Consider the following 23009-nt stretch of genomic DNA (forward strand, 5'->3'; position numbering starts at 1 on the left):
GCGCGATCAGCGCGCGTAGAGCTTCATGCGGGGGACCTGCGCGACCAGCCACGGGCTGAACGCGAACGGGGTGGCGTCGACCGCCTTGCGCACGTCCTCGGGGTGGGCCCAGTGGTGGGCGCAGACCTCGTCGGCGTGCGGGTCCAGCTCGGCGCGGATGCGGGCGGTGAACACCGGGCAGATCTCGTTCTCCACGATCCCCGAGTCGTCGACGGCCCGGTAACGGAAGTCCGGCACCGCCGGCTCGATGGAATCGACCCGGGTGCCGAGCTCCTGCTCGGCCCGCCGCACGATCGCCTCCACCGGGTCTTCGCCCGGGCCGGGATGGCCGCAGAACGAGTTGGTCCAGATTCCGGGCCAGGTCCGTTTGCCCAGCGCCCGCCTCGTCAGGAGGACGCGGCCCTCGTCGTCGACGACGTGACACGAGAACGCCAGGTGGAGCGGGGTGTCGGTGGTGTGAACGGTGGCTTTGTCCGCGGTGCCGATGGGCGTCCCGTCCTCGTCGAGGAGGACGACGAGCTCGGTCGGGCCGGAGGCGGACGACGAAGCGGGGCCGGCAGCGGAGCCGGAATGAGAGGACATGCGGCCCAGCCTAGGGACTTCCCGCCGCCCGGGTACCGCGGCGAACCGGGGGACAGCCCGGCCGGGGGAGGCGCGGCGCGCGGAGGCGCGCGGCGAGAGGAGGTGCGACGAGGGGGCCGGTCCTCCGCCCGCCGGCCGGGCCGTGGGTCAGCCGGCGAGGCTCCGCGCGATGACCAGGCGCTGGATCTGATTGGTGCCCTCGAAGATCTGGGTGATCTTGGCCTCACGCATGTAGCGCTCGACCGGGAACTCACGCGTGTAGCCCACCCCGCCCAGTACCTGCACGGCGTCGGTGGTCACCTTCATCGCCGCGTCCGTGGCGGTGAGCTTGGCGATCGAGGCCTCCCGCGAGTACGGCCGGCCGGCGTCCTTGCGGCGGGCCGCGTCGAGGTACGCCGCGCGCGCTGAGGCCACCGCGGCGGCCATGTCCGCGAGTAGGAAGCCCAACCCCTGGTGGCCGATGATGGTCTTGCCGAACGCCTCGCGTTCGTTCGCGTAGTCCACCGCGTCGTCGAGCGCGCGCTGGGCGATCCCCGTGGCCACGGCCGCGATCCCGAGGCGGCCCGAGTCCAGCGCGGAGAACGCGATGCGCAGCCCCTCGCCCTCGGCGCCGATGAGCCGGCCCGCGTCGATGCGCGCGCCCTCGTACGAGGCCGTGGTGGTGGGCACGCCGTTCAGGCCCATCTTGTCCTCGGGCGTGCCGAAGTGCAGGTTCTCGGTGTCGCGCGGCACGAGCAGGCAGGAGATGCCGCGCGAGCCCTCGCCGGTGCGGACGAAGGTGTTGTAGACATCGGCGATCCCGCCGTGGGTGATCCACGACTTGGTGCCTGTCACCACGTACTCGTCACCGTCACGCTCGGCGCGGCACCGCAGGGCGGCGGCGTCCGACCCGGCCTGCGGCTCGGACAGCGAGTACGCGCCGATCTGCTCACCGGCGAGCAGTCCGGGCAACCACTCGGCCTTCTGCTCGTCGGTGCCGGCGGTGGCCAGCGGGAAGCAGGACAACCCGTGCACGCTCGTCGCCACCGCGACGGCCGCCCACCGCGCGCCGAGTTCCTCGAGGACCTGCAGGTACACCTCGTACGGCTGGTCGCCGCCGCCGAACTCCACCGGGTAGGGCAGACCGAGCAGGCCGACGTCACCGAGCTGGGCGAACAGCCCCTCCGGGTAGGTGTGGTTCCGCTCGTGTTCCGCGGCGATCGGCTCGAGGAGCTTGTCCGCGACCGAGCGCGTCATCTCGAGGAGTTCGTACGCCTCGTCGGTGGGGAGCAGTCGGTCCACGGCCATGGGGTCCTCCGGGTGCGTGCGGGAAAGCTACTGGGTCCCATTAGAGTGCACGCTCGGACCACGGGCCCTGTAGCCCCAAAAGCGGGGGTGCCCGTCGGTGGGTGGTGGTGGTGCTCACTCCGCCGACTGGACCACAATCGCCGACTATGACCGAGAAAACCGCGTCGACCGCCTCCACGCCCCTGACGCCGGAGGAGCTGCTGGCGATCTACGACGTCCCCGGCGCGAGCGCCGCGGAGTTCCTGTGCGACCGGCACGATCCGGACGCGGTCGCGTTCACCGTCATCGAACCGGACCTGTCCGGGCGCGACATCACCTACTCCGAACTGCGCACGGAGAGCGAGAAGGTCGCCGCCGCACTGGCCGCTCTCGGTGTGACCCGGGGCGACCGCGTGGCCACGCTCATGTCCAAGTCCGCGGACCTCGTGTTCATGCTCATGGGGATCTGGCGGCTCGGCGCGGTCCACATGCCGCTGTTCACCGCGTTCGCGTGGCCGGCCATCGAGATGCGCATCACCGGCGGCGACGCGAAGGTGATCGTCTCCGACGCCGACCAGCGCGGCAAGCTCGAGACCACGTCGGTGCCCGTGGTCGTCGCGGGACTGGCCGACTGCCCGGAGGCCCGCGAGGGCGACCTCGACCTCGCCACCGTCGTCGCGGCGCGGGAGCCCGGTCACCCGGCCGCGGTCACCGGCCCGGACGCCGGCATGGTCATGCTCTTCACCTCCGGCACCACCGGCACGCCGAAGGGCGTCGTCGTGCCGGTACGCGCGCTGGCCGCCTTCCACCAGTACATCGAGACCGGCCTGGACGTGCGCGCGGACGACGTGTTCTGGAATGGCGCCGACCCGGGTTGGGCGTACGGCCTGTACTACGGCATCCTCGGTCCGCTGGCGGTCGGTCGCCGCAGCCTGCTGCTCCACGCCCGGTACACCCCGGAGCTGGCGTTCGCGGTGCTGCAGTACTTCCACGTCTCCAACTTCGCCGCCGCGCCGACGGTCTACCGGACCATGCGCGCCAAGCGCGACATCGCGCCGGACGTGCGCCTGCGTCGGGCCTCCGCGGCCGGCGAGCCGCTCACCCCCGAGGTGATCGAATGGTCGACCGAGCAGTTCGGAGTCGAGGTGCGCGACCAGTACGGACAGACCGAGCACGGCATGTTCATCATCAACCCGTGGCACGACTCGCTGCGTCAGGACGTGCGCCCCGGATCGATGGGTGTGCCCCTGCCCGGCTGGTCATGCACCGTGCTCGCCGCGGACGCGGACGAGCCCGCGCCCGTGGGGGAGCTGGGCCGGGTGGCCATCGACGTCCCCGCCAGCCCGCTCATGTGGTTCACCGGCTACCACGAGGCGCCGGAGAAGACCGCCGAGCGCTTCAGCGCGGACGGCCGCTGGTACTACACCGGCGACGCGGCCAAGCTGGACGCCGACGGCCACTTCTACTTCTCCAGCCGCGACGACGACGTCATCATCATGTCCGGCTACCGCATCGGCCCGTTCGACGTGGAGTCCGTGCTGGCCAAGCACCCGGACGTCCTCGAATCCGCGGTGATCGGCGTCCCCGACGAGCTGGCGGGCGAGGTGCTCGAGGCGTACGTCGTCCTGCGCGACGGTGTCGACGGCGGCCCGGAGACCGAGTCCGCGCTGCAGAAGTGGGTCAAGACCGAGTTCGCGGCCCACGCGTTCCCGCGCAGGGTCCACTTCGTGCGCGAGCTGCCCAAGACCCCGTCGGGCAAGATCCAGCGCTTCCTGCTGCGCAAGGAGCGCTCCGGGCAGGCCTGAGGGCGAGGAAGCGGGACGCGCGGCCCGGCCGCCGGACTACCCTGAGCGCATGACTCCCACGGCCACCGTCCGTTCCCCGGAGCCGGCGGCCCTCGTCGTCGTCGCCCTCATCACGGCGGTCACGGTCACCTCCACCACCACCGTCGCGACGGCCGCGGCCAACCCCGTGATCTCGTCGATCGCCCCCGACCCCTCGGTGCAGCGCGGCGCCGACGGCGCCTTCCACGTCCACGCCACCTCGGACGACTGGGGTGACGGTGCCGGGCGGCGCCTCGTGCCGCACTTCCGGTCCTTCGACCTGGTGGAGTGGGAGTACGTGGGCGACGCGTTCGCCGCGCCGCCCTCGTGGGCGCCGGCCGGATCATCGCTGTGGGCGCCCGACGTCCACCTCGCCGACGCCGGGGCGGTCATGTACTACACCACCGGCGGCTCCGCGCCCTGCATCGGCCGCGCCACCGCGCCCGGTCCGGACGGCCCGTGGATCCACGACGCCACCCCGATCGTCTGCTACGGCGCCGACGAGCCCTACCAGGACCTCGACCCCATGGACCCGGAGGTCGTGTTTACCGAGGACGGCCCGGTGATGCTCATGGGCAACTTCGAGGGCATCCACGCCGTACCGATGAACGCCGCAGGCACCGCACTGGACGGCGATCCGGTGCTCGTCGCGGGGCCGGGCGTCGAGGCGCCGGCCGTGGTCGCCCGCGCCGGGCGCACCCACCTGTTCACGAGCGCCGGCCTGTGTTGCGACGGCGAGCGGTCGCAGTACCGGGTGCTCGGCGGACGCGCGGACGACCTGCTCGGCCCGTACGAGGACAGGACCGGTCGGCCGTTGCTCGAGCGCGGCGCGGGCGACGTGATCCTCAGGGGCGACGAGAACTGGGTCGGGCCTGGGCATGTCGACGTCGCCATCGATGACGCCGGGCAGGACTGGATGCTCTACCACGCGGCGCCGCGCGGTCAGGCCGTCCTGCCGGGCGGTGTCCAGCGCCGCTACATGCTGATCGACCGCCTGGACTGGGTGGGTGGCTGGCCGGTGGTCGGGGACGGGACGCCGTCCGAATCGCGACGGGTCGACCCGGTGGTGGACCTGCCCGTGCGCCTCACCGCGGTCGGAGACGCCGCGCTGAGACGGGTCGACGACGACGAGGTGCTCGATCTCCCGATACGGATCGCCTCCACCGGGTCGGCGTACACGGGCGAGCTCAGGGCCACGATCACCGGCCCCGACAAGCGACGCACGGCGCTGCCGATCGTCTCCACGGGCGGGGACCTGCCCGCCGCGCCGGCGGCGGTCGCCGCCGGGGGAGCGCTCGACCGCACCCTGACCCTGCGCCCGCCCCGCCCGCTGGCCGCCGGCCGCCACGAGCTGGTGGTCTCGATCGGACCCGCCGGCGGTGTGGCGCAGGAGCTCGCGGTGTTCGGGCTCGAGGTGGCCCCGGACGGCTCGCTGTCGCTCGGGTCCGGCGCGCTCGGATCGGTACCGCTCGGATCGTGAGTGCCGGAAACTGAACCGACGACGGTCGGTAACGGAGAGAGGGAGGCGACATGGTCACCGGGGACGACGATCGGAGGGGCGACGACACGGTCCGCCCGACGGAGGACGGTGCCGAGGATCGCCGACTCCTCATGGCGCCGCACCTGCGTGGGCTGGAGCCGGACCCCCATCGCGGGGTCGAGGTCGATCAGAAGTCACCTGGCGAGCTCGACGAGGCCGTGCCGCGCGCGGAGTTCATCCGGAGCGTCGTGGGCACGATCGCGGGGCTGGCGGTCGCCGCGCTCGTCTACCTGGTCATGCCGGGGGATCTCGAGCACAACGCGCGCCTCACCGCGGCGGTGGCCGTGCTGCTGGGCATCTGGTGGATGACCGAGTGCATCCCCATCCCCGCCACCGCGCTGGTGCCGCTCATCGCGTTCCCGGTGCTCGGGGAGGACATCTCGGTCGACGACGTCGGCGCCCAGTACGGCAATAACATCATCTTCCTGTTCATGGGCGGGTTCCTCATCGCGATCGCCATGCAGCGGTGGAACCTGCACCGGCGGATCGCCCTGCTCACCGTGCGCGCGATGGGCACCCGGTCCACGAGCGTGATCGCCGGGTTCATGATCGCGACCGGGTTCCTGAGCATGTGGGTGTCGAACACCGCGACGGCCGTGATGATGCTGCCGATCGGTGTGTCCGTGCTGATGCTGGCCTCCGAACTCGGCGGCGGCGACGGCGACGGGAAGACCGCGATGCCCGAGATGGACCCGCAGGCGGATCCGACCTCCGATGCGGTGAAGGAGGCGGTGATCCGCTCCAACTTCGGCACGGCCCTCATGCTCGGCATCGCCTACGCGGCGTCCGTCGGGTCATTGGCGACGATCATCGGGACCCCGCCGAACACCCTGCTCGCCGGATATCTCAGCGCCGAGCACGACATCCAGCTGGGCTTCGGCCAGTGGATGCTGGTCGGGCTGCCGCTCGCGGTGGTCATGCTGGTGATCACCTGGCTGCTGCTCACCAAGGTCCTGTTCAGGCCGGAGATAGAGCGGATCCCCGGTGGGCGCAAGCTGTTCGACGACGAGCTGCGCAGACTCGGCCCGACGTCGTCCGGCGAGAAGCGCGTCCTGGTCGTGTTCGCGGCGGCCGCGGTGGCGTGGGTGGCGGTCCCGCTGGTGTTCGAGGAGCCGCCGATCTCGGACGCGGGCATCGCGCTCGCGGCCGGCCTGCTGCTGTTCCTGCTGCCCGCCGGGTCTCAGCGCGGCGTGCGACTGCTCACCTGGGACGCCGCGCTGGCACTGCCCTGGGGCGTGCTCCTGCTGTTCGGCGGCGGACTGGCGCTGTCCTCGCAGTTCTCCGGCTCGGGTCTCACCGACTGGATCGGCGAGCAGGCCGGTGCGCTGGGCGCCCTGCCGGTCATCCTGCTGGTGGTGGTGGCCACCACGGGGATCATCTTCCTCACCGAGCTGACCAGCAACACCGCCACCGCCGCGACGTTCCTGCCGGTCGCCGGCGGCGTCGCCCTGGGCCTCGGGGTCGACCCGATGTTGCTCGCGGTGCCGGTGGCGCTGGCCGCGACGTGCGCGTTCATGCTCCCCGTGGCGACGCCGCCCAACGCGATCGCCTACGGCTCCGGCTACGTGACGATCGGTCAGATGATCCGGGGCGGTCTGTGGCTCAACCTCATCGGGATCCTGCTCATCACGCTGGTCACCATGACGTTGTTGGTATGGGTGTTCGGGTTGACCGTCTGACGGACGGGGCGCGGGAGACCGCGAGCGCGGTCTCCCCCGAGTTCGCGCCTCATCACGATCCGGGGGAAGCCCGCCGTCACCGACGACGTGCCCGCGACCTTGACGGATCCCGCGGCCTCGAACAGTGCGCGGAACCCGGGTCGGACCCGTCGACCTGCGACGGGTCCGCCGCTGGTCCGCCGACGCGCCCCCGGCATCCCACCGACCGGCCCGTGGTGGACACCGCCGATCGGGGCGCTAGCGTCGGGGCATGTCCGTCCCACGCGAACCCTCCCGCCGCTCGGCTGTCGAGCCGTTCCACGTGATGACCGTCCTCGCGGCCGCGGCCAGGCGCCAGGAGACCCACGGGGACGTGATCTCCCTATGCGCCGGGCAGCCCTCGACCCCGGCCCCGGCGCCGGTACTGGCCGCGGCCCACCGGGCCCTGGACACCGAGATCCTCGGTTATACCGAGGCCGTGGGCATCCGGCCCCTCCGCGAGGCGATCGCCGCGTATCACCGGCGACGGGACGGGCTCGACGTGCGCGCCGACGACGTCGTCGTCACCACCGGTTCCTCCGGCGGCTTCACCGCCCTCTTCCTCGCCGCTTTCGACCCCGGCGACATCGTGGTCATGGCGCGCCCCGGCTACCCCGCCTACCGCAACACCCTCCAGGCGCTGGGGTGCCACGTCCACGAGATCGCGTGCGGGGCGGACACGCGGTATCAGCCCACCGTCGCGCAACTCGAGGCGGCCACGGCGGAGCTCGGGCGCGCCCCCGCCGGGCTCATCGTCGCCAGCCCCGCCAACCCCACCGGCACGATCATCGACGCGGACGAGCTCGCCGCGCTTGCCCGGTGGTGCGAGTCGAACGGCACGCTACTCATCAGCGACGAGATCTACCACGGCGTCACCTACGGCCGGGAGTGCGCGAGCGCCTGGCGGGCCAGCCGCGAGGCGGTGGTCATGGGCTCGGTGTCCAAGTACTTCTCCATGACCGGCTGGCGGATCGGGTGGATGCTGCTGCCGGAGTACCTGCGGGACCCCGTCGACCGGCTCGTGGGCAACCTGACGATCTGCCCACCCGCCGACGCGCAGTTCGCGGCCGTCGCCGCCTTCACCGACGACTCGACCGCCGAGCTCGACCTCCACGTCGAGCGCTACGCCCGCAACCGGGACCTCGTGCTGCGTCGGCTCGTCGATCTGGGGGTGAAGGAGGTCGCCCCACCCGACGGCGCGTTCTATGCCTACTTCGACGTCTCCCGCTGGACCGACGACTCGGTGGCGTGGTGCGCGCGGATCCTCGACCGCACCGGGGTCGCGCTCACGCCGGGCGTCGACTTCGACACCGTCGACGGCCGGCACACGGTGCGGTTGAGCTTCGCGGGGGCGACCGACGAGATCGCCGAGGCCATGGACCGGCTCGAGGCGGAACTGGCCCCGTAGGCGCCCGCCCGTGTGCGCCGTGGGCCCCGTGGACGCGGCGTCCCCGCCGGGCGGCTACCGTCGGCGCATGGGCTCAGCCGAGATCATCACCGTCAGCGTCTTCATCACCCGGCCGTGGCTGCTGCTGCAGGCGCCGCTGACGGTCGAGCAGGTCTACCTCAATGCCCGCGAGATCCTCTCCGGGTCCACCGGCGGCTCGGTCATCTCCTGAACGGGCTGCGATACTGGGGGCGTGACCGCCCAGAACGCCTCGCCCGCCCGGGCCGCAAAGCCCCGGATCTCCAATGTCCTCGCCTCGCGCTACGCGAGCGTTGACCTGGCCACGCTGTGGTCCGCCGAGCACAAGATCGTGCTCGAGCGCCAGCTGTGGATCGCGGTACTCCGCGCGCAGCGGGACCTGGGGATCGACGTCCCCGACGGCGTGATCGAGGCCTACGAGGCGGTGGTCGACCGCGTCGATCTCGCGTCGATCGCCGAGCGCGAGCGGGTCACCCGGCACGACGTCAAGGCACGCATCGAGGAGTTCAACGACCTCGCCGGGCACGAGCACATCCACAAGGGCATGACGAGCCGTGACCTCACCGAGAACGTCGAGCAGTTGCAGGTGGTGCGCTCGCTCGAGCTGGTGCGCGACCGGGGCGTCGCCGCGGCCCGTCGCCTGGCCGAGCACGCCGTGGCCCACCGCGACACGGTCATGGCGGGACGCAGCCACAATGTCGCCGCGCAGGCGACCACCCTCGGTAAGCGCTTCGCCTCCGCCGCCGACGAGCTGCTGGTCGCCCTCGAGCGGGTCGAGTCGCTCCTCGAGCGGTATCCGCTGCGCGGCATCAAGGGCCCCATGGGCACCGCCCAGGACATGCTCGACCTCCTCGGCGGTGACGCCGCCAAGATGGCCGAGCTCGAGGGGCGGATCGCCGAGCACCTGGGCTTCGCCCGCACCTTCGACTCGGTCGGGCAGGTCTACCCGCGGTCGCTGGACCACGAGGTCGTCTCCGCGCTCGTCCAGCTCGGGGCGGGCCCGTCCTCGCTCGCGCAGACCATCCGACTCATGGCCGGTCACGAACTCGTCACCGAGGGGTTCCAGCCCGGGCAGGTCGGCTCGTCGGCGATGCCGCACAAGATGAACACCCGCTCGTGTGAACGGGTCAACGGCCTCCAGGTCGTCCTGCGCGGTTACGGGTCCATGGCCGCCGAGCTCGCGGGCGCGCAGTGGAACGAGGGGGACGTGTTCTGCTCGGTGGTCCGACGCGTCGCACTGCCCGACGCGTTCTTCGCGCTGGACGGGATGTTCGAGACCTTCCTGACTGTGCTCGACGAGTTCGGCGCCTACCCCGCCGTGATCGACAAGGAGCTGCAGCGCTACCTGCCGTTCCTCGCCACCACCAAGGTGCTCATGGCCGCGGTGCGCGCGGGCGTCGGTCGCGAGCTCGCCCATGAGGCGATCAAGGAGAACGCCGTCGCCGTGGCCCTGGCCATGCGGGAGGAGGGTCGCGAGCCCGACCTCATCGAGCGGCTCGCCGCGGACGAGCGGCTGCCTTTGGGCCGTCCGGCGCTGGAGGAGGCGCTGGCGGACCGCGCGGCGTTCATCGGTGCGGCCGGCGACCAGGTCGATGCCGTGGTCGCCCGCGTCGAGGCGCTCGTCGCCCGTCACCCAGAGGCCGCCGGCTACGCGCCGGGCTCGATTCTGTAGAACCCGAGCGGGTCGCGTCCGCCTCGCGGATCGGGGCTGACGCGCCGCCCCGGGGACCGCGCAGCCGCTCCCGGGGATGGCGTCCCGCTCCCGCCCTTGCTCGCCTCGATCGCAGCCGCTCCTCGGCATGGCGTCTCGCTCCCGCCGTTGCTCGCCTCGATCGCAGCCGCTCCTCGGCATGGCGTCTCGCCTGCCCCGGCGCGGGGGCCAGACGCCATCGTCGGGGGCGGGAGTGTTGATCTCCGGGCAGCCGCTCCTGGAGATGGCGCCTCGCCCCCGCCCTTGCTCGCCTCCCTGGAACACCCGGTGCTCCGGTGCGATCCAGTCAGGACTCGCCACCGCGAGTTCGGCGGTCGGGATCGACCCGGCGGCGTTCATGGAGCAGTTCCAGGTACCTATCGCCTTCTCGCTGATGTCACTGGGCGTGGACAACCTCATCCTGCGTCAGCTCGGCATCTGAGGACCGCCCGGCGATCGGCCCCTGGTCGGCGCGGGCGGGCACTAGTCTCATCACCATGTACGAGACCGTGATCCCCGTCCCCGGCACCTCTGGACTACAGGCGAAGCTGCACCACGCCGACGAGCCGAGGGCTCTTATGGTGCTGGTCCACGGCTTCGGCGAACACTCCGGTCGCTACGCGCGAACCATCCGGTTCCTCACCGATCGCGGGATCACGGTCGCGACCTACGACCTGCGTGGTCACGGCACCGCCCCGGGGCCGCGATTCAAAGTCGCGATGGAAACCCACATCGAGGACAACCTGGCGGTGCGTGACGCGGTGGCTGAGTGGTCCCGGTCGGAGGAGGGGGCCGGAGCCGACGCCCTCCCGAGACTGCTCATGGGGCATTCCATGGGCGGGCAGGTGGCCGGTGAATCCGCGCTCAGGAGACCCTGGGACCTCAAAGGGCTCATCCTGTCCTCGCCGGGGCTCGCCGTGGGTGAGGGCACGCCAGCGGCGCTCAAGGCGGTCGCTCCCGTGGTCGCGCGCCTGCTGCCGTTCCTTCCGGTCGAGAAACTGGATGCGAACGACATCTCGCGGGTGCCCGAGTACGTGGAGGACTACTGCTCGGACCCGCTGGTGCACCAATCCGGGGTGCCGGCGCTGACCGCGGGGACGATGTTGGCTGGCGGCGCCAGGCTGATCGAGCGTTCCCGGTCCCTGCGGTTGCCCACGCTCATCCTCAACGGTTCCGCCGACACCATCACCTCCCCGACGGGGTCGCGCCGGTTCGCGCAGGTTGCAGGCACGGATCACGATCCGCGCCCGGAGATCACCTACCGGGAGATCGAGGGCGGGCTGCACGAACTGTTCAACGACCTCTGCGCGGACGAGGCGTACGCGGCACTGGGGGAGTGGCTCGACGCCCGGCTGGGCTGAGTCTCCGCGCGGGGCCGGCCGGCTCGACGCACCGCCTCGTCGGTGATCGTCGTCCGGCTACGCTGGCCGTCATGCGACCCGATCTGTCCTCCTACCGCCACCTCGTCTCCGGGAAGGTCCGCGAGATGTACGAGATCGACGACGAGACGCTGCTCATGGTGGCCACCGACAGGATCTCGGCGTACGACCACGTGCTCGGGACTCCCATCCCCGACAAGGGCCGGGTGCTCACCGCGATGAGCGCGTTCTTCTTCGACGCGCTCGACGTGCCCAACCACCTGGCGGGACCACTCGACGACGAGCGCATCCCGGCCGAGGTGCTGGGGCGCGCGATGGTGGTGCGTCGGCTCGATATGGTCCAGGCGGAGTGTGTCGCCCGCGGTTACCTGACCGGGTCGGGCATCACCGAGTACCGCGAATCGGGCACGGTGTGCGGCATCGAGCTGCCCGACGGCTTGGTGGAGGCCAGCAAGCTGCCGGAACCGATCTTCACCCCGGCCACCAAGGCGGCGGTGGGGGACCACGACGAGAACATCTCGTTCGACCAGCTCACCCGCATCGTCGGCGACGAGCTCGCCGAGCGGCTGCGGTCGGAGACCCTCGACATCTACTCGCGGGCCGCGGAGATCGCCGCCGACCGTGGCGTGCTGCTGGCGGACACGAAGTTCGAGTTCGGGCTGGCCGACGGGGAGCTGATCCTCGCCGACGAGGTGCTCACGCCGGACTCGTCCCGGTACTGGCCGGCCGACGATTACTCGCCGGGCCGCGTGCAGCCGAGCTTCGACAAGCAGTTCGTGCGCAACTGGCTGACCGGGCCGGAGGCGGGCTGGAACAAGGATGCCGACACCCCTCCGCCGGTGCTCCCCGACGAGGTGGTGGCCGCCACGCGCGAGCGGTACATCGAGGCGTATGAGCGGATCTCCGGTCTGTCGTTCGCGGACTGGATCGGCGGTGGCGACGCGTGAGCGCCTTCGACGCCACCTCGCGGAGTTCCGCGACCGAATCGACCTCGCCCGCGACTCCGACGACCCCGCCCGCGCCGCCCGTCGCCGAGCGTCGCCCGCACCGGCGCGAGCACCACGGTCGCGTCTTCGTCGACGACTACGAGTGGCTGCGCGACAAGGATGCCCCGGCGACGCGCGAGTACCTGGAGGCGGAGAACGCCTACACCGACGCCATGACCGCCGACCTCAAGCCGCTGGAGGACGAGGTCTATGAGGAGATCCGCTCGCGCGTGAAGGAAACCGACATGTCGGTCCCCGTGCGCTCCGGCGGCTGGTGGTACTTCTCGCGCACGGAGGAGGGCCGCTCGTACGCGAAACACTGTCGCGTGCCGGTTCCGCAGCAGTACGTCGACGACCCCGCGGACCCGGCCGGGTGGGCGCCGCCGGAGGTCTCCCCGGACGAGGAACTGCCCGGCGAGCAACTGCTCATGGACGGAAACGCCGAGGCCGAGGGGCACGAGTACTTCGCGCTCGGCGCCTTCTCGGTCAGTCACGACGGGACGATGCTGGCGTGGGCCACCGATACCGAGGGCGACGAGCGCTACACGCTGCGCTTCCGCTCGCTGGACGCCGAGGTCACCGCGCCGGACGAGGAGATCTCCGGCATCGCGGCGGGCGTGACCTGGTCTCGCGACGGCCGGTACGTGTTCTACGTGACCGTCGACGACGCCTGGAGACCGGACACCGTCTGGCGTCACCGCCTCGGGACGACGAGGGACGACGACGACGAGGTGTTCCACGAGCCCGACGAGTCCTACTGGATCGGGGTGGGCGAGACCCGCAGCGAGAAGTACCTGCAGATAGCGGCGGGTTCCAAGATCACCACCGAGGTGTGGTGTCTGGACTCGAGCGATCCCGCGGGTGAGTTCTGGTGCGTCCGACCGAGGGAGGAGGGCGTCGAGTACGACGTCGAGCACGCGGTGATCGGCGGAGAGGACCGGTTCCTCGTCACGCACAACGACGGCGCGCCGAACTACGTGGTGGCCGAGGCGCCCGCGGGCCCGATCGAGGGTCCGCTGCGGGACCTGCGCACGCTCGTTGCGCACCGCGACGACGTCCGCGTCGAGGGCGTGGACGCCTTCGCCCGGGTGCTGGTGCTGGGCTACCGCGAGGGGGCGCTGCCGCGCTTCGCGCTCATGCCGATCGACCCGGATTCCACGGCGGGGACCGGTGGGTATTCGCGATTCGATCCCGTCGAGTTCGACGAGGAGCTGTTCACCTCCGGTCCCGGATCGAACCCGGAGTGGAACTCGCCGGTCCTGCGGTTCGGTTACGGCTCGTTCGTCACACCGGGGCGGGTCTACTCGCTCGACCTGACGACCGGCGAACGCACGCTGCTGCGTGAGCAGGAGGTGCTCGGCGGCTACGACCCGAGCGGTTACGTGCAGCGGCGGGAATGGGCGACCGCCGGGGACGGCACGCGCGTGCCGATCTCACTCGTGATGTCGACCGACACCGCCGCCCGCGTCGACGCCGACGAGCAGGTACCGACCCTGCTGTACGGCTATGGTTCGTACGAGTCGAGCATCGATCCCGCGTTCTCGGTGGCCAGGCTGTCGTTGCTCGACCGGGGGATGGCCTATGCCGTGGCGCACGTGCGCGGTGGCGGCGAGATGGGCCGGCTCTGGTACGAGAACGGCAAGAAGCTGGCCAAGCGCAACACCTTCACCGACTTCGTCGACTGCGCGCGGCACCTCGTCGACTCGGGACTCACCGCGCCGGACCGGCTGGTCGCCGAGGGCGGCAGCGCGGGCGGCCTGCTCATGGGGGCGGTCGCCAACCTCGCCCCCGACCTGTTCGCGGGGATCCAGGCCGTGGTGCCGTTCGTCGACCCGCTCACCTCGATCCTCATGCCGGAGTTGCCGCTGACGGTGATCGAGTGGGACGAGTGGGGCGACCCGCTGCACTCGGAGGAGGTCTACGACTACATGGCCTCCTACGCCCCGTACGAGAACATCGCGGCCGAGGAGTACCCGGCCATCCTCGCGGTGACCTCGCTCAACGACACCCGCGTGCTGTACGTGGAGCCGGCCAAGTGGGTGGCCAAGCTGCGGGCCGTGGCGCCGTCGGCCAACTCCGCCGACCGGCCGGTGCTGCTGCGCTGCGAGATGAGCGCCGGGCACGGCGGCGTGTCGGGCCGCTACGAGCGATGGCGGCAGACGGCGTTCGAGTACGCGTGGACGATCCGCACCGCCGGCGCCGGATAGGACCACCCGCCACCAGGATCCGCTACTCCCGCTTCGGATCCGCTACTCCCACACGGGTAGCGGATTCCGAGCGGGAGTAGCGGATTCCGGGGTTGTGGGGCGCTCCACGGCGGGGTTGTGGGGCGCTCGCCAGCGGGGTGGTGTGGGCGCGCCCGGGCTCAGGCCGGGTCGTCGGCGGGTTCCATGGTGTTGGCCATCGCGGCGGCGGGGATGACCGCACCGGCGAGGAACAGGATGATGCCGAGCCCGCCCATCATGTAGGCCAGACGGTGGCCCTCCCCGAGCTGCAGGCTCGAGCCGAAGATCAGGACGAGCGAGATCACGAACAGTCCGCTCGTCACCAGGTTGAGCGCCCGGGACCGGGCCTCGAGCAGGGTGGCGGTCTCGAACTCGTCGAGGTAGCGGGCGGGTGCGGTGTCCTTGGAGTCGATCGTCACCCGGAGCATGGTCCAGACGGTGCAGATCACCACGGTCATGGGTAGCCAGGCCAGGATGATCGGGAACCAGAAGTAGCCGGCCACCGCGATCGCGGCCATGATGCTCAGGCTCGCCCAGTTGAGACGGACGAGGAGACGGCGACGAGCTGCCGTCCGCCAGGTCGGCAGGCTCATCTCGGTGCGTTCCAGGTTCTTCTCGTACCGCCGCTCCGCGGTGGTACGAGTGTCGGAGGTCGGGCTGTCGGGGGTCGGGTTGTCGTGAGTGCGCGTGGTCATCACGAGTCCTCTCGGTCGCGGCGGTAGATCTCTGCGGACATCGGGCGGAACTCCTCGCGGGAGAACACGGCCTCGACCGGAAGGTCGAACACCTCGCAGATGCGAAAGGCGAGGTCGAGGCTCGGGTAGTGGTCGCCGCGCTCCAGCGCACCCACGGTCTGTGGGTTCACCGAGATCCGCTCGGCGAGTGCTGCGCGGCTCAGTCTCTGTTCCGCACGCAGCACGGCGATCCGGTTGAAGATCGGGAGCTTTTCTCCCCGTCGTACTGGGCTCATGGACCTAAGTGTTGTGAAAACCCAACGGTTTGTCAATAGAAGGTTCCGAGTAGGCTGGGTCACATGAGCAACGGCAGCGTCCACGACATCTCGTTCACCACTATCGACGGCGAGCAGGCCAGCATGGTCGACTACGCGGGCCACGCCGTCCTCGTGGTCAACGTCGCCAGCGAGTGCGGTCTGACCCCGCAGTACGAGGGCCTGCAGCAGCTCGCGGACGACTTCCGCGATCGCGGACTGTTCGTGATCGGCTTCCCGTGCAACCAGTTCATGGGGCAGGAACCGGGGGACGAGAACACCATCAAGGAGTTCACGTCCGACAAGTACGGGATCACCTTCCCGCTCGCCGCCAAGGTCGACGTCAACGGCCCCGACCGGCACCCGCTCTACGTCGAACTGACCAAGGTCGCCGACGCGGACGGCGAGGCAGGCGACGTGCAGTGGAACTTCGAGAAGTTCCTGATCTCTCCCGAGGGTGAAGTCGTCGGCCGGTTCCGGCCCAAGGTCGAGCCCGGGGCCCCCGAACTGGTGGAGGCGCTCGAGGAGGCACTCCCGATCTGACGGCCTGAGCAGGCCCGTCGGGGCCCGGCCATGAGACGTACACCTCGTCGTCGTCGTCATGTCACCCCGGTCTGCCAGCATGCGGCCATGACCCCGCGCCTCATCGTCTCCCTCTCGGGTCTGCGCGACACCAGCCTCGACCACGCCGTCGACCTCGTCGGTGAGCTCGAGCGCAGGTCCGTTCCCGTCTCCCTCCTCGTCGCCCCGCGACGGGGTCGCGAGTACGAGCTCGCCGCCGACCACGGCACCCAGGAATGGCTGCGGCACCGCCGCAGGCAGGGTGACGCCATCGTGCTGGGCGGCTACGACGACGCGGCGACCAAGCCCCGACGACCGGAATTCGCGTCCATCGGCCCCGCCGAGGCGACCGTGCGTCTCACCGCCGCCGACCGGCTGATGGCCGATATGGGGTTGCGGACCCGGGTCTTCGCGCCGCCGCGGTGGAACGCCTCTCCGGGTTGCCTCAAGGCGCTGCCCGACGTCGGGTTCAGGCTGTGCGCCGCCCTCACCGGGGTCCACGACGTCGTCCGCGGAACCACCGAGCGCGGCCGCGCCCTGTCGATCGGGGAGGGATTCGTCGCCGATGCCTGGTGGTGCCGGGCGCTCGTCGCCGCCGCCGGCCGCACCGCCGCAGTGGACGGGCTCGTCCGGCTCAACGTCTCCGCCAAGCAGCTCTCCCGCACGGCACCGCGGGACGCGCTGCTCGACGCCGTCGACCTCGTCACGGGCGAGTACGGAGCGCGGGTCGCGCGCTACGAATGGTCGCCCGCCGCGCTGGTGGGCGCCGCCTGAGCTTCGGCCGCGGAACCGGCTGCGGGTAGGATCGACAGGTGAGTCCCGGCCGGTCCGGGCCCGCCCCGCGAAACCGCCCCGAACGAGGAGTTCCCACGTGGCCCGAGTCGTCGTCGAAGTCATGCCCAAGGCCGAGATCCTCGATCCGCAGGGTCGGGCAATCCACCGTGCCCTCGGCCGTCTCGGCCACGACGGCGTCACCGACGTCCGGCAGGGCAAGCGGTTCGAGCTCGAGGTCTCCGACTCGGTCACCGACGCCGAGCTCGAGGAGATCGCCTCGTCACTGCTGGCCAACACGGTGATCGAGGACTGGAAGGTCGTCCGCGTCGACACCGCGGGAGTCGCCTCGTGAGCGCGCGGATCGGCGTCATCACCTTCCCCGGCACGCTCGACGACATCGACGCCTCCCGCGCCGTGACCCGCGCCGGTGGCGAGGCCGTCTCGCTGTGGCACGACGACGCCGACCTCAAGGGCGTCGACGCGGTGATCGTGCCCGGCGGCTTCTCCTACGGCGACTACCTGCGCTGCGGAGCCATCGCCTCCATGGCCCCCGTCATGGGTGAGGTCATCACCGCCGCCCGCGACGGGATGCCCGTGTTGGGCATCTGCAACGGCTTCCAGATCCTCTGCGAGGCCGGCCTCCTGCCCGGCGCCATGGGTCGCAACCGCGACATGCACTTCATCTGCCGCGACGAATGGCTGCGCGTCGAGAACACCGACACCGCCTGGACCTCGCGCTTCGAGAAGGGTGCCGAGATCCTCGTCCCCCTCAAATCCGGCGAGGGCCGCTACATGGCGACCGCGGAGACGATCGAGGAGCTCGAGGGTGAGGGGCGCGTCGTGTTCCGCTTCGCCAGCGACGCCCCCAACGGCTCCACCAACCACATCGCCGGCATCACCTCGGAGAACGGGCGCGTCGTGGGCCTCATGCCGCACCCCGAGCACGCGATCGACCCGCTCACCGGCCCGTCCGATGACGGCCTCGGTCTGTTCCTGTCCGCGCTCGACGCGGTCGTGAGGGTCTAGCCAGGCACTGCTGACCGCAGTCGACGCCGCGCCACAGGCAAAGCGAAGGGCCCGCTGGGATCTCTCCCGGCGGGCCCTTCGGTGTTGCGGCGATCAGCCGAGCGGGTTGCCCGTGGTGCTGCCGAGGTCGGCGCCGATTCCGGCGACGAGGCCCAGCAGAAGGGTGGGCAGGCCGGCGACGAAGCCGACGATGGTGTCGATGGCGGAGGAGCCGGTAGCGTTGGCCGCCAGGCTGCCGAACACCTCGAGGCTCAGGGGGGCGGTGGCGTTGGCGATCGAGCCGGTGATGTCATCCATGGGGGACTCCTTGATGTACGCGCCCCGGGGGGAATGGGGCGAGTGCCGGCGACCCGGGTGGTCGCGCGTGCTTGACGATTGTGCACCGTGTGCCGCGGCGCAGCTCAGAATTCGCTTAACTAGTGATGCATATCACGTGGCCAGCAACAGTGCTGTTAAGCGGTATAGGGACCGGCTTTCACGAAGGGTCGACCGATCCAACCTAGGAGTGCGCTGGGAAACGCGTTCTCGGGCTGGGTGAGTGAGTGCGACAGGCGCCTGAGGCTCGTCTGCCGGGGCGCGGCCGGGGAACGCGCGGCCGGGGTGGCCGCTGCGCTCGGCGGCGTCCCACGGCAAATACGCGGGTGGGATCGGGGCCCGGTCACGAGGGGCTTGTATGCGGTACAACCGTGGAATGAGCGAATCCAGCAACCAGCCCGCGTCCTCGTCCGACAAGGCCGATCGCCCCTTTGACATCGTGCTCTACGGTGCGACCGGCTTCACCGGGGGCCTGGTGGCCGAGTACCTGATGCGGAACATGCCGGTGGGTGGCTCGTGGGCGGTCGCCGGCCGTAACCGGACGAAGCTCGACGCTGTTGTCGCGCGACTGGCGACCGAGATGCCCGACGTCCCCGCCCCGGGCGTCGTGGTCGCGGACACCGAGGATGCGCGGTCGCTGGTCGAGATGGCGCTGTCGGCCCGCGTCGTCATCACCACCGTCGGCCCCTACCTCGAACACGGCGAGCCCCTCGTGGCCGCCTGCGCCGAGGTAGGCACCGACTACGTGGACCTGACCGGCGAGCCCGAGTTCGTCGACCGCATGTACCTCGAGCACAACGACGCGGCCGTCGCCTCCGGGGCCCGGATCGTCCACGCCTGCGGCTTCGACTCGGTCCCCCACGACATGGGCGTGTTCTACACCATGAAGCACGTGCCCGAGGGCGTGCCCGCGGTCGTCTACGGGGCGGTCCACGCGGACGCCCGGTTCTCGGGCGGGACGTTCCACTCGGCGATCGGCCAGTTCGCCCGACTGCGAGAGGCCGCGAAGACGGCCGCGCGGCGGCGGCAGAAGGAGGGGCGCGTTGCCGGCCGGCGGATCAAGTCGGTCACGGGTAAGCCGCACCACGACAGCGCGCTGGGCCGTTGGCTCGTGCCGCTGCCGACCATCGACCCGCAGGTCATCCTGCGCTCGGCCGCCGCGCTGGACAGTTACGGCCCCGACTTCACCTACTCGCACTACGCCTCGGTCGGCTCGCCCGTCACCGCCGCCGCCGGGATCGTCGGGGTGGGCGCGCTCGCGGCGGGGTCGCAGGTCGGCCCGATCCGATCGCAGATCCTCAAGAGGATCGACCGCGGCGCCGGACCGAGTGAGTCCCGCCGGGCCCGCTCGTCGTTCGACGTCACCTTCGTCGCCCTGGCCGGTGGGCGGCGAGTCGTCACCCGCGTCTCGGGCGGGGACCCGGGTTACACGGAAACGTCCATGATGCTGGCCGAGTCGTCGCTGTGCCTGGCGTTCGACGACCTGCCCACGCTCTCCGGTCAGCTCACCACCGCCCAGGCGATGGGCGACGCGCTCCTCGAGCGGGTGCAGCGCGGCGGCCTGACGTTCGAGGTCCTGTCCAGCTAGTCGAGTGCCGCGCCGGTCACGGGGTACGGGAGCGGATTCGCCCGCCGGGGGGCTCCGACTAGACTCGGCCCCGTGACCTCTCACGTGGACTCCATCTCGCACGCCTCCTCCACCCCCGAGCTCGCCCAGCCGTGGGCAGAACTCGGACTCAAGGAGGACGAGTACGCCCGCATCCGCGAGATCCTGGGGCGCCGCCCCACGGACGCCGAGCTGGCCATGTACTCGGTCATGTGGTCGGAGCACTGCTCCTACAAGTCCTCCAAGGTGCACCTGAAGTACTTCGGGGAGACCACCACCGAAGACATGCGGTCCACCATGCTCGCGGGCATCGGTGAGAACGCAGGCGTGGTGGACATCGGCGACGGCTGGGCCGTGACCTTCAAGGTGGAGTCGCACAACCACCCCTCGTACATCGAGCCGTACCAGGGCGCCGCGACCGGCGTCGGCGGGATTGTTCGCGACATCATGGCGATGGGCGCGCGGCCCGTGGCTGTCATGGACCAGCTGCGCTTCGGACCGGCGGACGCCGACGACACACACCGTGTGCTCCCGGGCGTCGTGGCGGGCGTCGGTGGTTACGGCAACTGCCTGGGCCTGCCCAACATCGGTGGCGAGACCGTGTTCGACGAGTCCTACGCCGGCAACCCGCTGGTCAACGCCCTGTGCGCCGGTGTTATGCGGGTGGAGGACCTCCACCTGGCGTTCGCGTCGGGCAAGGGCAACCGCATCATCCTGTTCGGCGCCCGCACGGGCCTCGACGGGATCGGCGGCGTGTCGGTCCTGGCGTCGGAGACATTCGACGTGGGCGAGGACGGCGCGCCCGTGAAGCCGCGCAAGCTGCCCAGCGTGCAAGTAGGCGACCCGTTCATGGAGAAGGTGCTCATCGAGTGCTGCCTCGAGCTGTACCGCGAGAAGCTGGTCGTGGGCATCCAGGACCTCGGTGGCGCCGGCCTCGCATGTGCGACCTCCGAGCTGGCCGCGGCCGGTGACGGCGGCATGCACATCGTTCTGGACAACGTCCCGCTGCGTGCGGAGGGGATGAGCGCCGCGGAGATCCTCTCCTCCGAGTCGCAGGAGCGCATGTGCGCCGTGGTGGCCCCGGAGAACGTCGACGCGTTCATGGAGGTGTGCCGCCGCTGGGACGTTCTGGCCGCCGATATCGGCGAGGTCACCGACGGCGATCGGCTCACCATCGAGTTCCGCGGCGAGATCGTCGTTGACGCCCCGCCGGAGTCGCTGGCCGACGAGGGGCCGGTCTACGAGCGTCCCGTCGAGCGCCCGGCTGATCAGGACGCCCTGCAGGCCGACACCACCGCCGGCCTCGCCCGCCCGGCGACCGGCGACGCGCTCCGGCAGACGCTGCTGGACATGGTCTCCAGCCCAGCCCTGTGTTCGCGCAAGTTCATCACCGAGCAGTACGACCGATACGTGCGCGGCAACACGATCCTCGCGGAGTACGCCGACGGCGGCGTCCTGCGCATCGACGAGGAGTCCGGCCGCGGCATCGCCCTGTCGACCGACGCCTCGGGCCGCTACACCCGGCTCGACCCGTACGCGGGCGCCCGGCTAGCCCTGGCGGAGGCCTACCGCAACGTCGCCGTCACGGGCGCGACCCCGGTCGCGGTGACCAACTGCCTCAACTTCGGCTCGCCCGAGGATCCGGGTGTGATGTGGCAGTTCCGCGAGGCCGTCCACGGGCTCGCCGACGGGTGCGCGGAGCTGGGGATTCCCGTCACCGGCGGCAACGTGTCCTTCTACAACCAGACCGGCACCACGCCGATCCTGCCGACGCCCGTCGTGGGGGTGCTCGGCGTGATCGACGACGTCGCGCGTCGCACGCCCACCGCGTTCGGCGACACCCCCGGCGAGAGCATCTACCTTCTGGGCGAGACCCGCGACGAGTTCGACGCCTCCATCTGGGCCCAGGTCGCCCACGACCACCTCGGCGGGACTCCCCCGACCGTGGACCTGACGTGGGAGGCCACGCTCGCCCGCATCATGGCGACCTGCTCCAAGGACGGACTGATCACGGGCGCCCACGACCTGTCCGAGGGAGGCCTCGCCCAGGCGCTGGTCGAGTCGGCGCTGGCGGGGGAGTGCGGCATGCGCATCGTGCTGCCGGAGGACGCGGATCCGTTCGTGTGGCTGTTCTCCGAGTCCTCGGGCCGCGTCATCGTCTCGGTGCCGCGCGGCGAGGAGATCCGCTTCCAGCAGATGCTCACCGCGCAGAACATCCCGCACGCCCGCATCGGTGTGACGGACCCGGACCCGAGCACGTTCGAGGTGCAGGACCAGTTCACACTGACGATCGACGAGCTGCGCGACGCACATGAGGGGACGCTGCCGGCGCTGTTCGGCGTCGACCCCGTCTGACGGTCACCGTCGACGGTAAGGCCGGGGCGAGTCGGGCACATGCGTGATCTGCGCAGACGCGAACGGGTGCTGGCCGTGGTGCTCGCCGGCACGGCCGGGTTCGTCGACGCGGTCGGGTTCCTCGTGGTGGGCGGCTACTTCGTGTCGTTCATGAGCGGCAACTCCACCCGCATGGTCGTCTCCCTCGCGGACGGCGACCTCGGCGCCGCCGGCATCGCGGCCGTCGTGCTGGTGTCGTTCTTCACCGGCGCGGTGGCAGGCGCGGTCGTCACGCGCCGCCGCAACCTCGACGACCGGCCGGCCGTCCTCACCCTCGTCGCGGCGCTGCTGGTGGCGGCCCTCGCGGCGCAGCGGCTCACCACGGCCGAGATCCTCGCGGTGCCGCTGTCGGTGTCGGTCGCGGCCACGGCGATGGGCGCCATGAACTCGGTGTTCCACTCCGGCGGCGAGGTCTCGCTGGGCGTGACCTACATGACGGGCGCGGTGGTCAAGTCCGCCCACCGCCTGGTCGACGCGCTGGCCGGTGGCTCGTGGGCACCGTACCGCCAGCAGGTGGCGCTGTGGTCGGCGCTCGTGCTGGGTGGCGTGGCGGGGGCCCTGCTCCACGTGGTCATGGGCGCCGACGCGTTGGCCCTGGCCGCGGCGGTCGTGATCGGCGCCGTGATCGTGTCGGTCCGGCTGCGGGCCCGGGACCTCCGGACGCCGTGACGGCCGGTCAGGGCCCGGTGGTCCCGGGCCCGCGCGCCGGGCCGTCTTCGACACCAGTCGCC

Annotated in this window: 22 protein-coding genes; 17 read left to right on the forward strand and 5 right to left on the reverse strand. The window is 71.1% G+C overall.

The genetic code is table 11. The annotated features are described in order from the left end of the window. Nucleotides 1-6 precede the first annotated feature (6 nt). Entirely contained in the window at nt 7-582 is a 576-nt protein-coding gene (gene idi, locus C3V38_RS09625) for an isopentenyl-diphosphate Delta-isomerase (protein ID WP_106385677.1), read from the reverse strand. 147 nt (nt 583-729) lie between these two features. Continuing rightward, nucleotides 730-1869 carry an acyl-CoA dehydrogenase family protein gene (locus C3V38_RS09630; protein ID WP_106385678.1) on the reverse strand — a complete coding sequence of 380 codons (1140 nt, stop codon included), beginning with the start codon at nt 1867-1869 and terminating at the stop codon, nt 730-732. A gap of 146 nt (nt 1870-2015) precedes the next feature. On the opposite strand from C3V38_RS09630, the gene C3V38_RS09635 reads away from it, so the two are divergent. The 10 genes from C3V38_RS09635 (at nt 2016) to C3V38_RS09685 (ending at nt 14596) form a co-directional block, all read left to right on the forward strand. Then, entirely contained in the window at nt 2016-3653 is a 1638-nt protein-coding gene (locus C3V38_RS09635) for an AMP-binding protein (RefSeq protein ID WP_106385679.1), read from the forward strand. Between the two features lie 49 nt (nt 3654-3702). Beyond that, the gene (locus tag C3V38_RS09640) at nt 3703-5151 is read left to right on the forward strand and encodes a family 43 glycosylhydrolase (RefSeq protein WP_061229014.1); all 1449 of its coding nucleotides are present in this window, start codon (nt 3703-3705) and stop codon (nt 5149-5151) included. 131 nt (nt 5152-5282) lie between these two features. Further along, the gene (locus C3V38_RS09645) at nt 5283-6890 is read left to right on the forward strand and encodes a DASS family sodium-coupled anion symporter (protein ID WP_106386445.1); all 1608 of its coding nucleotides are present in this window, start codon (nt 5283-5285) and stop codon (nt 6888-6890) included. A 250-nt stretch (nt 6891-7140) separates the two neighbouring features. Next, on the forward strand, nt 7141-8316 hold the full coding sequence (locus tag C3V38_RS09655; protein WP_106385680.1) for an aminotransferase class I/II-fold pyridoxal phosphate-dependent enzyme: 1176 nt from the start codon (nt 7141-7143) through the stop codon (nt 8314-8316). A 67-nt stretch (nt 8317-8383) separates the two neighbouring features. Continuing rightward, on the forward strand, nt 8384-8527 hold the full coding sequence (locus C3V38_RS17620; protein ID WP_165001098.1) for a hypothetical protein: 144 nt from the start codon (nt 8384-8386) through the stop codon (nt 8525-8527). Between the two features lie 21 nt (nt 8528-8548). Further along, on the forward strand, nt 8549-10006 hold the full coding sequence (purB, locus tag C3V38_RS09665; protein WP_061229011.1) for an adenylosuccinate lyase: 1458 nt from the start codon (nt 8549-8551) through the stop codon (nt 10004-10006). Between the two features lie 262 nt (nt 10007-10268). Next, complete coding sequence (locus C3V38_RS09670; RefSeq protein ID WP_129591181.1) at nt 10269-10466, forward strand: hypothetical protein; 198 nt, start codon at nt 10269-10271, stop codon at nt 10464-10466. Nucleotides 10467-10521: 55 nt separating this feature from the next. Continuing rightward, entirely contained in the window at nt 10522-11385 is an 864-nt protein-coding gene (locus tag C3V38_RS09675) for an alpha/beta hydrolase (protein WP_106385683.1), read from the forward strand. A gap of 71 nt (nt 11386-11456) precedes the next feature. After that, entirely contained in the window at nt 11457-12350 is an 894-nt protein-coding gene (locus tag C3V38_RS09680) for a phosphoribosylaminoimidazolesuccinocarboxamide synthase (RefSeq protein ID WP_106385684.1), read from the forward strand. Next, entirely contained in the window at nt 12347-14596 is a 2250-nt protein-coding gene (locus C3V38_RS09685) for a S9 family peptidase (protein ID WP_061916060.1), read from the forward strand. Before C3V38_RS09680 ends, C3V38_RS09685 begins: the two co-directional genes overlap by 4 nt. A gap of 158 nt (nt 14597-14754) precedes the next feature. On the opposite strand, the gene C3V38_RS09690 is transcribed toward C3V38_RS09685, so the two are convergent. Together C3V38_RS09690 and C3V38_RS09695 are read right to left on the reverse strand one after the other, a co-directional pair. Further along, nucleotides 14755-15309 carry a hypothetical protein gene (locus C3V38_RS09690; protein ID WP_106385685.1) on the reverse strand — a complete coding sequence of 185 codons (555 nt, stop codon included), beginning with the start codon at nt 15307-15309 and terminating at the stop codon, nt 14755-14757. Continuing rightward, nucleotides 15309-15584, reverse strand: a complete 276-nt coding sequence (locus C3V38_RS09695; RefSeq protein WP_061229006.1) for a helix-turn-helix transcriptional regulator — start codon at nt 15582-15584, stop codon at nt 15309-15311. Before C3V38_RS09695 ends, C3V38_RS09690 begins: the two co-directional genes overlap by 1 nt. A gap of 63 nt (nt 15585-15647) precedes the next feature. On the opposite strand from C3V38_RS09695, the gene C3V38_RS09700 reads away from it, so the two are divergent. The 4 genes from C3V38_RS09700 to purQ all read left to right on the forward strand — a co-directional run bounded on the left by C3V38_RS09700 (nt 15648) and on the right by purQ (nt 17963). Then, nucleotides 15648-16145: a glutathione peroxidase gene (locus C3V38_RS09700; protein WP_061229005.1), complete on the forward strand. Its 498-nt coding sequence runs from the start codon at nt 15648-15650 to the stop codon at nt 16143-16145. Between the two features lie 87 nt (nt 16146-16232). Continuing rightward, complete coding sequence (locus C3V38_RS09705; RefSeq protein WP_106385686.1) at nt 16233-16937, forward strand: DUF2334 domain-containing protein; 705 nt, start codon at nt 16233-16235, stop codon at nt 16935-16937. A 97-nt stretch (nt 16938-17034) separates the two neighbouring features. After that, complete coding sequence (purS, locus tag C3V38_RS09710) at nt 17035-17289, forward strand: phosphoribosylformylglycinamidine synthase subunit PurS (protein ID WP_106385687.1); 255 nt, start codon at nt 17035-17037, stop codon at nt 17287-17289. After that, on the forward strand, nt 17286-17963 hold the full coding sequence (gene purQ / locus C3V38_RS09715; RefSeq protein ID WP_106385688.1) for a phosphoribosylformylglycinamidine synthase subunit PurQ: 678 nt from the start codon (nt 17286-17288) through the stop codon (nt 17961-17963). The genes purS and purQ overlap by 4 nt, the downstream gene beginning before the upstream one ends. 93 nt (nt 17964-18056) lie before the next feature. Here the strand turns inward: purQ and C3V38_RS09720 are convergent, their stop codons facing one another. Beyond that, nucleotides 18057-18260 carry a hypothetical protein gene (locus tag C3V38_RS09720; protein WP_106385689.1) on the reverse strand — a complete coding sequence of 68 codons (204 nt, stop codon included), beginning with the start codon at nt 18258-18260 and terminating at the stop codon, nt 18057-18059. 394 nt (nt 18261-18654) lie between these two features. On the opposite strand from C3V38_RS09720, the gene C3V38_RS09725 reads away from it, so the two are divergent. The 3 genes from C3V38_RS09725 to C3V38_RS09735 all read left to right on the forward strand — a co-directional run bounded on the left by C3V38_RS09725 (nt 18655) and on the right by C3V38_RS09735 (nt 22947). After that, a complete protein-coding gene (locus C3V38_RS09725; protein WP_106385690.1) occupies nt 18655-19866 on the forward strand; it encodes a trans-acting enoyl reductase family protein in 1212 nt (403 codons plus the stop codon). A 72-nt stretch (nt 19867-19938) separates the two neighbouring features. Continuing rightward, a complete protein-coding gene (purL, locus tag C3V38_RS09730; protein WP_106385691.1) occupies nt 19939-22239 on the forward strand; it encodes a phosphoribosylformylglycinamidine synthase subunit PurL in 2301 nt (766 codons plus the stop codon). A 39-nt stretch (nt 22240-22278) separates the two neighbouring features. Beyond that, nucleotides 22279-22947, forward strand: a complete 669-nt coding sequence (locus tag C3V38_RS09735) for a YoaK family protein (protein ID WP_106385692.1) — start codon at nt 22279-22281, stop codon at nt 22945-22947. Nucleotides 22948-23009: the final 62 nt, after the last annotated feature.

Source organism: Dietzia sp. oral taxon 368, from assembly GCF_002999155.1.
GTDB lineage: Bacteria > Actinomycetota > Actinomycetes > Mycobacteriales > Mycobacteriaceae > Dietzia > Dietzia cinnamea.

Excerpts from the sequence above, each read along its gene's own strand:
- idi (WP_106385677.1), bottom strand. The coding sequence starts at position 582 with ATGTCCTCTCATTCCGGCTCCGCTGCCGGCCCCGCTTCGTCGTCCGCC.
- C3V38_RS09630 (WP_106385678.1), bottom strand. The coding sequence starts at position 1,869 with ATGGCCGTGGACCGACTGCTCCCCACCGACGAGGCGTACGAACTCCTC.
- C3V38_RS09635 (WP_106385679.1), top strand. The coding sequence starts at position 2,016 with ATGACCGAGAAAACCGCGTCGACCGCCTCCACGCCCCTGACGCCGGAG.
- C3V38_RS09640 (WP_061229014.1), top strand. The coding sequence starts at position 3,703 with ATGACTCCCACGGCCACCGTCCGTTCCCCGGAGCCGGCGGCCCTCGTC.
- C3V38_RS09645 (WP_106386445.1), top strand. The coding sequence starts at position 5,283 with ATGGCGCCGCACCTGCGTGGGCTGGAGCCGGACCCCCATCGCGGGGTC.
- C3V38_RS09655 (WP_106385680.1), top strand. The coding sequence starts at position 7,141 with ATGTCCGTCCCACGCGAACCCTCCCGCCGCTCGGCTGTCGAGCCGTTC.
- C3V38_RS17620 (WP_165001098.1), top strand. The coding sequence starts at position 8,384 with ATGGGCTCAGCCGAGATCATCACCGTCAGCGTCTTCATCACCCGGCCG.
- C3V38_RS09670 (WP_129591181.1), top strand. The coding sequence starts at position 10,269 with ATGGCGCCTCGCCCCCGCCCTTGCTCGCCTCCCTGGAACACCCGGTGC.
- C3V38_RS09675 (WP_106385683.1), top strand. The coding sequence starts at position 10,522 with ATGTACGAGACCGTGATCCCCGTCCCCGGCACCTCTGGACTACAGGCG.
- C3V38_RS09680 (WP_106385684.1), top strand. The coding sequence starts at position 11,457 with ATGCGACCCGATCTGTCCTCCTACCGCCACCTCGTCTCCGGGAAGGTC.
- C3V38_RS09690 (WP_106385685.1), bottom strand. The coding sequence starts at position 15,309 with ATGACCACGCGCACTCACGACAACCCGACCCCCGACAGCCCGACCTCC.
- C3V38_RS09695 (WP_061229006.1), bottom strand. The coding sequence starts at position 15,584 with ATGAGCCCAGTACGACGGGGAGAAAAGCTCCCGATCTTCAACCGGATC.
- C3V38_RS09700 (WP_061229005.1), top strand. The coding sequence starts at position 15,648 with ATGAGCAACGGCAGCGTCCACGACATCTCGTTCACCACTATCGACGGC.
- C3V38_RS09705 (WP_106385686.1), top strand. The coding sequence starts at position 16,233 with ATGACCCCGCGCCTCATCGTCTCCCTCTCGGGTCTGCGCGACACCAGC.
- C3V38_RS09720 (WP_106385689.1), bottom strand. The coding sequence starts at position 18,260 with ATGGATGACATCACCGGCTCGATCGCCAACGCCACCGCCCCCCTGAGC.
- C3V38_RS09725 (WP_106385690.1), top strand. The coding sequence starts at position 18,655 with ATGAGCGAATCCAGCAACCAGCCCGCGTCCTCGTCCGACAAGGCCGAT.
- C3V38_RS09735 (WP_106385692.1), top strand. The coding sequence starts at position 22,279 with ATGCGTGATCTGCGCAGACGCGAACGGGTGCTGGCCGTGGTGCTCGCC.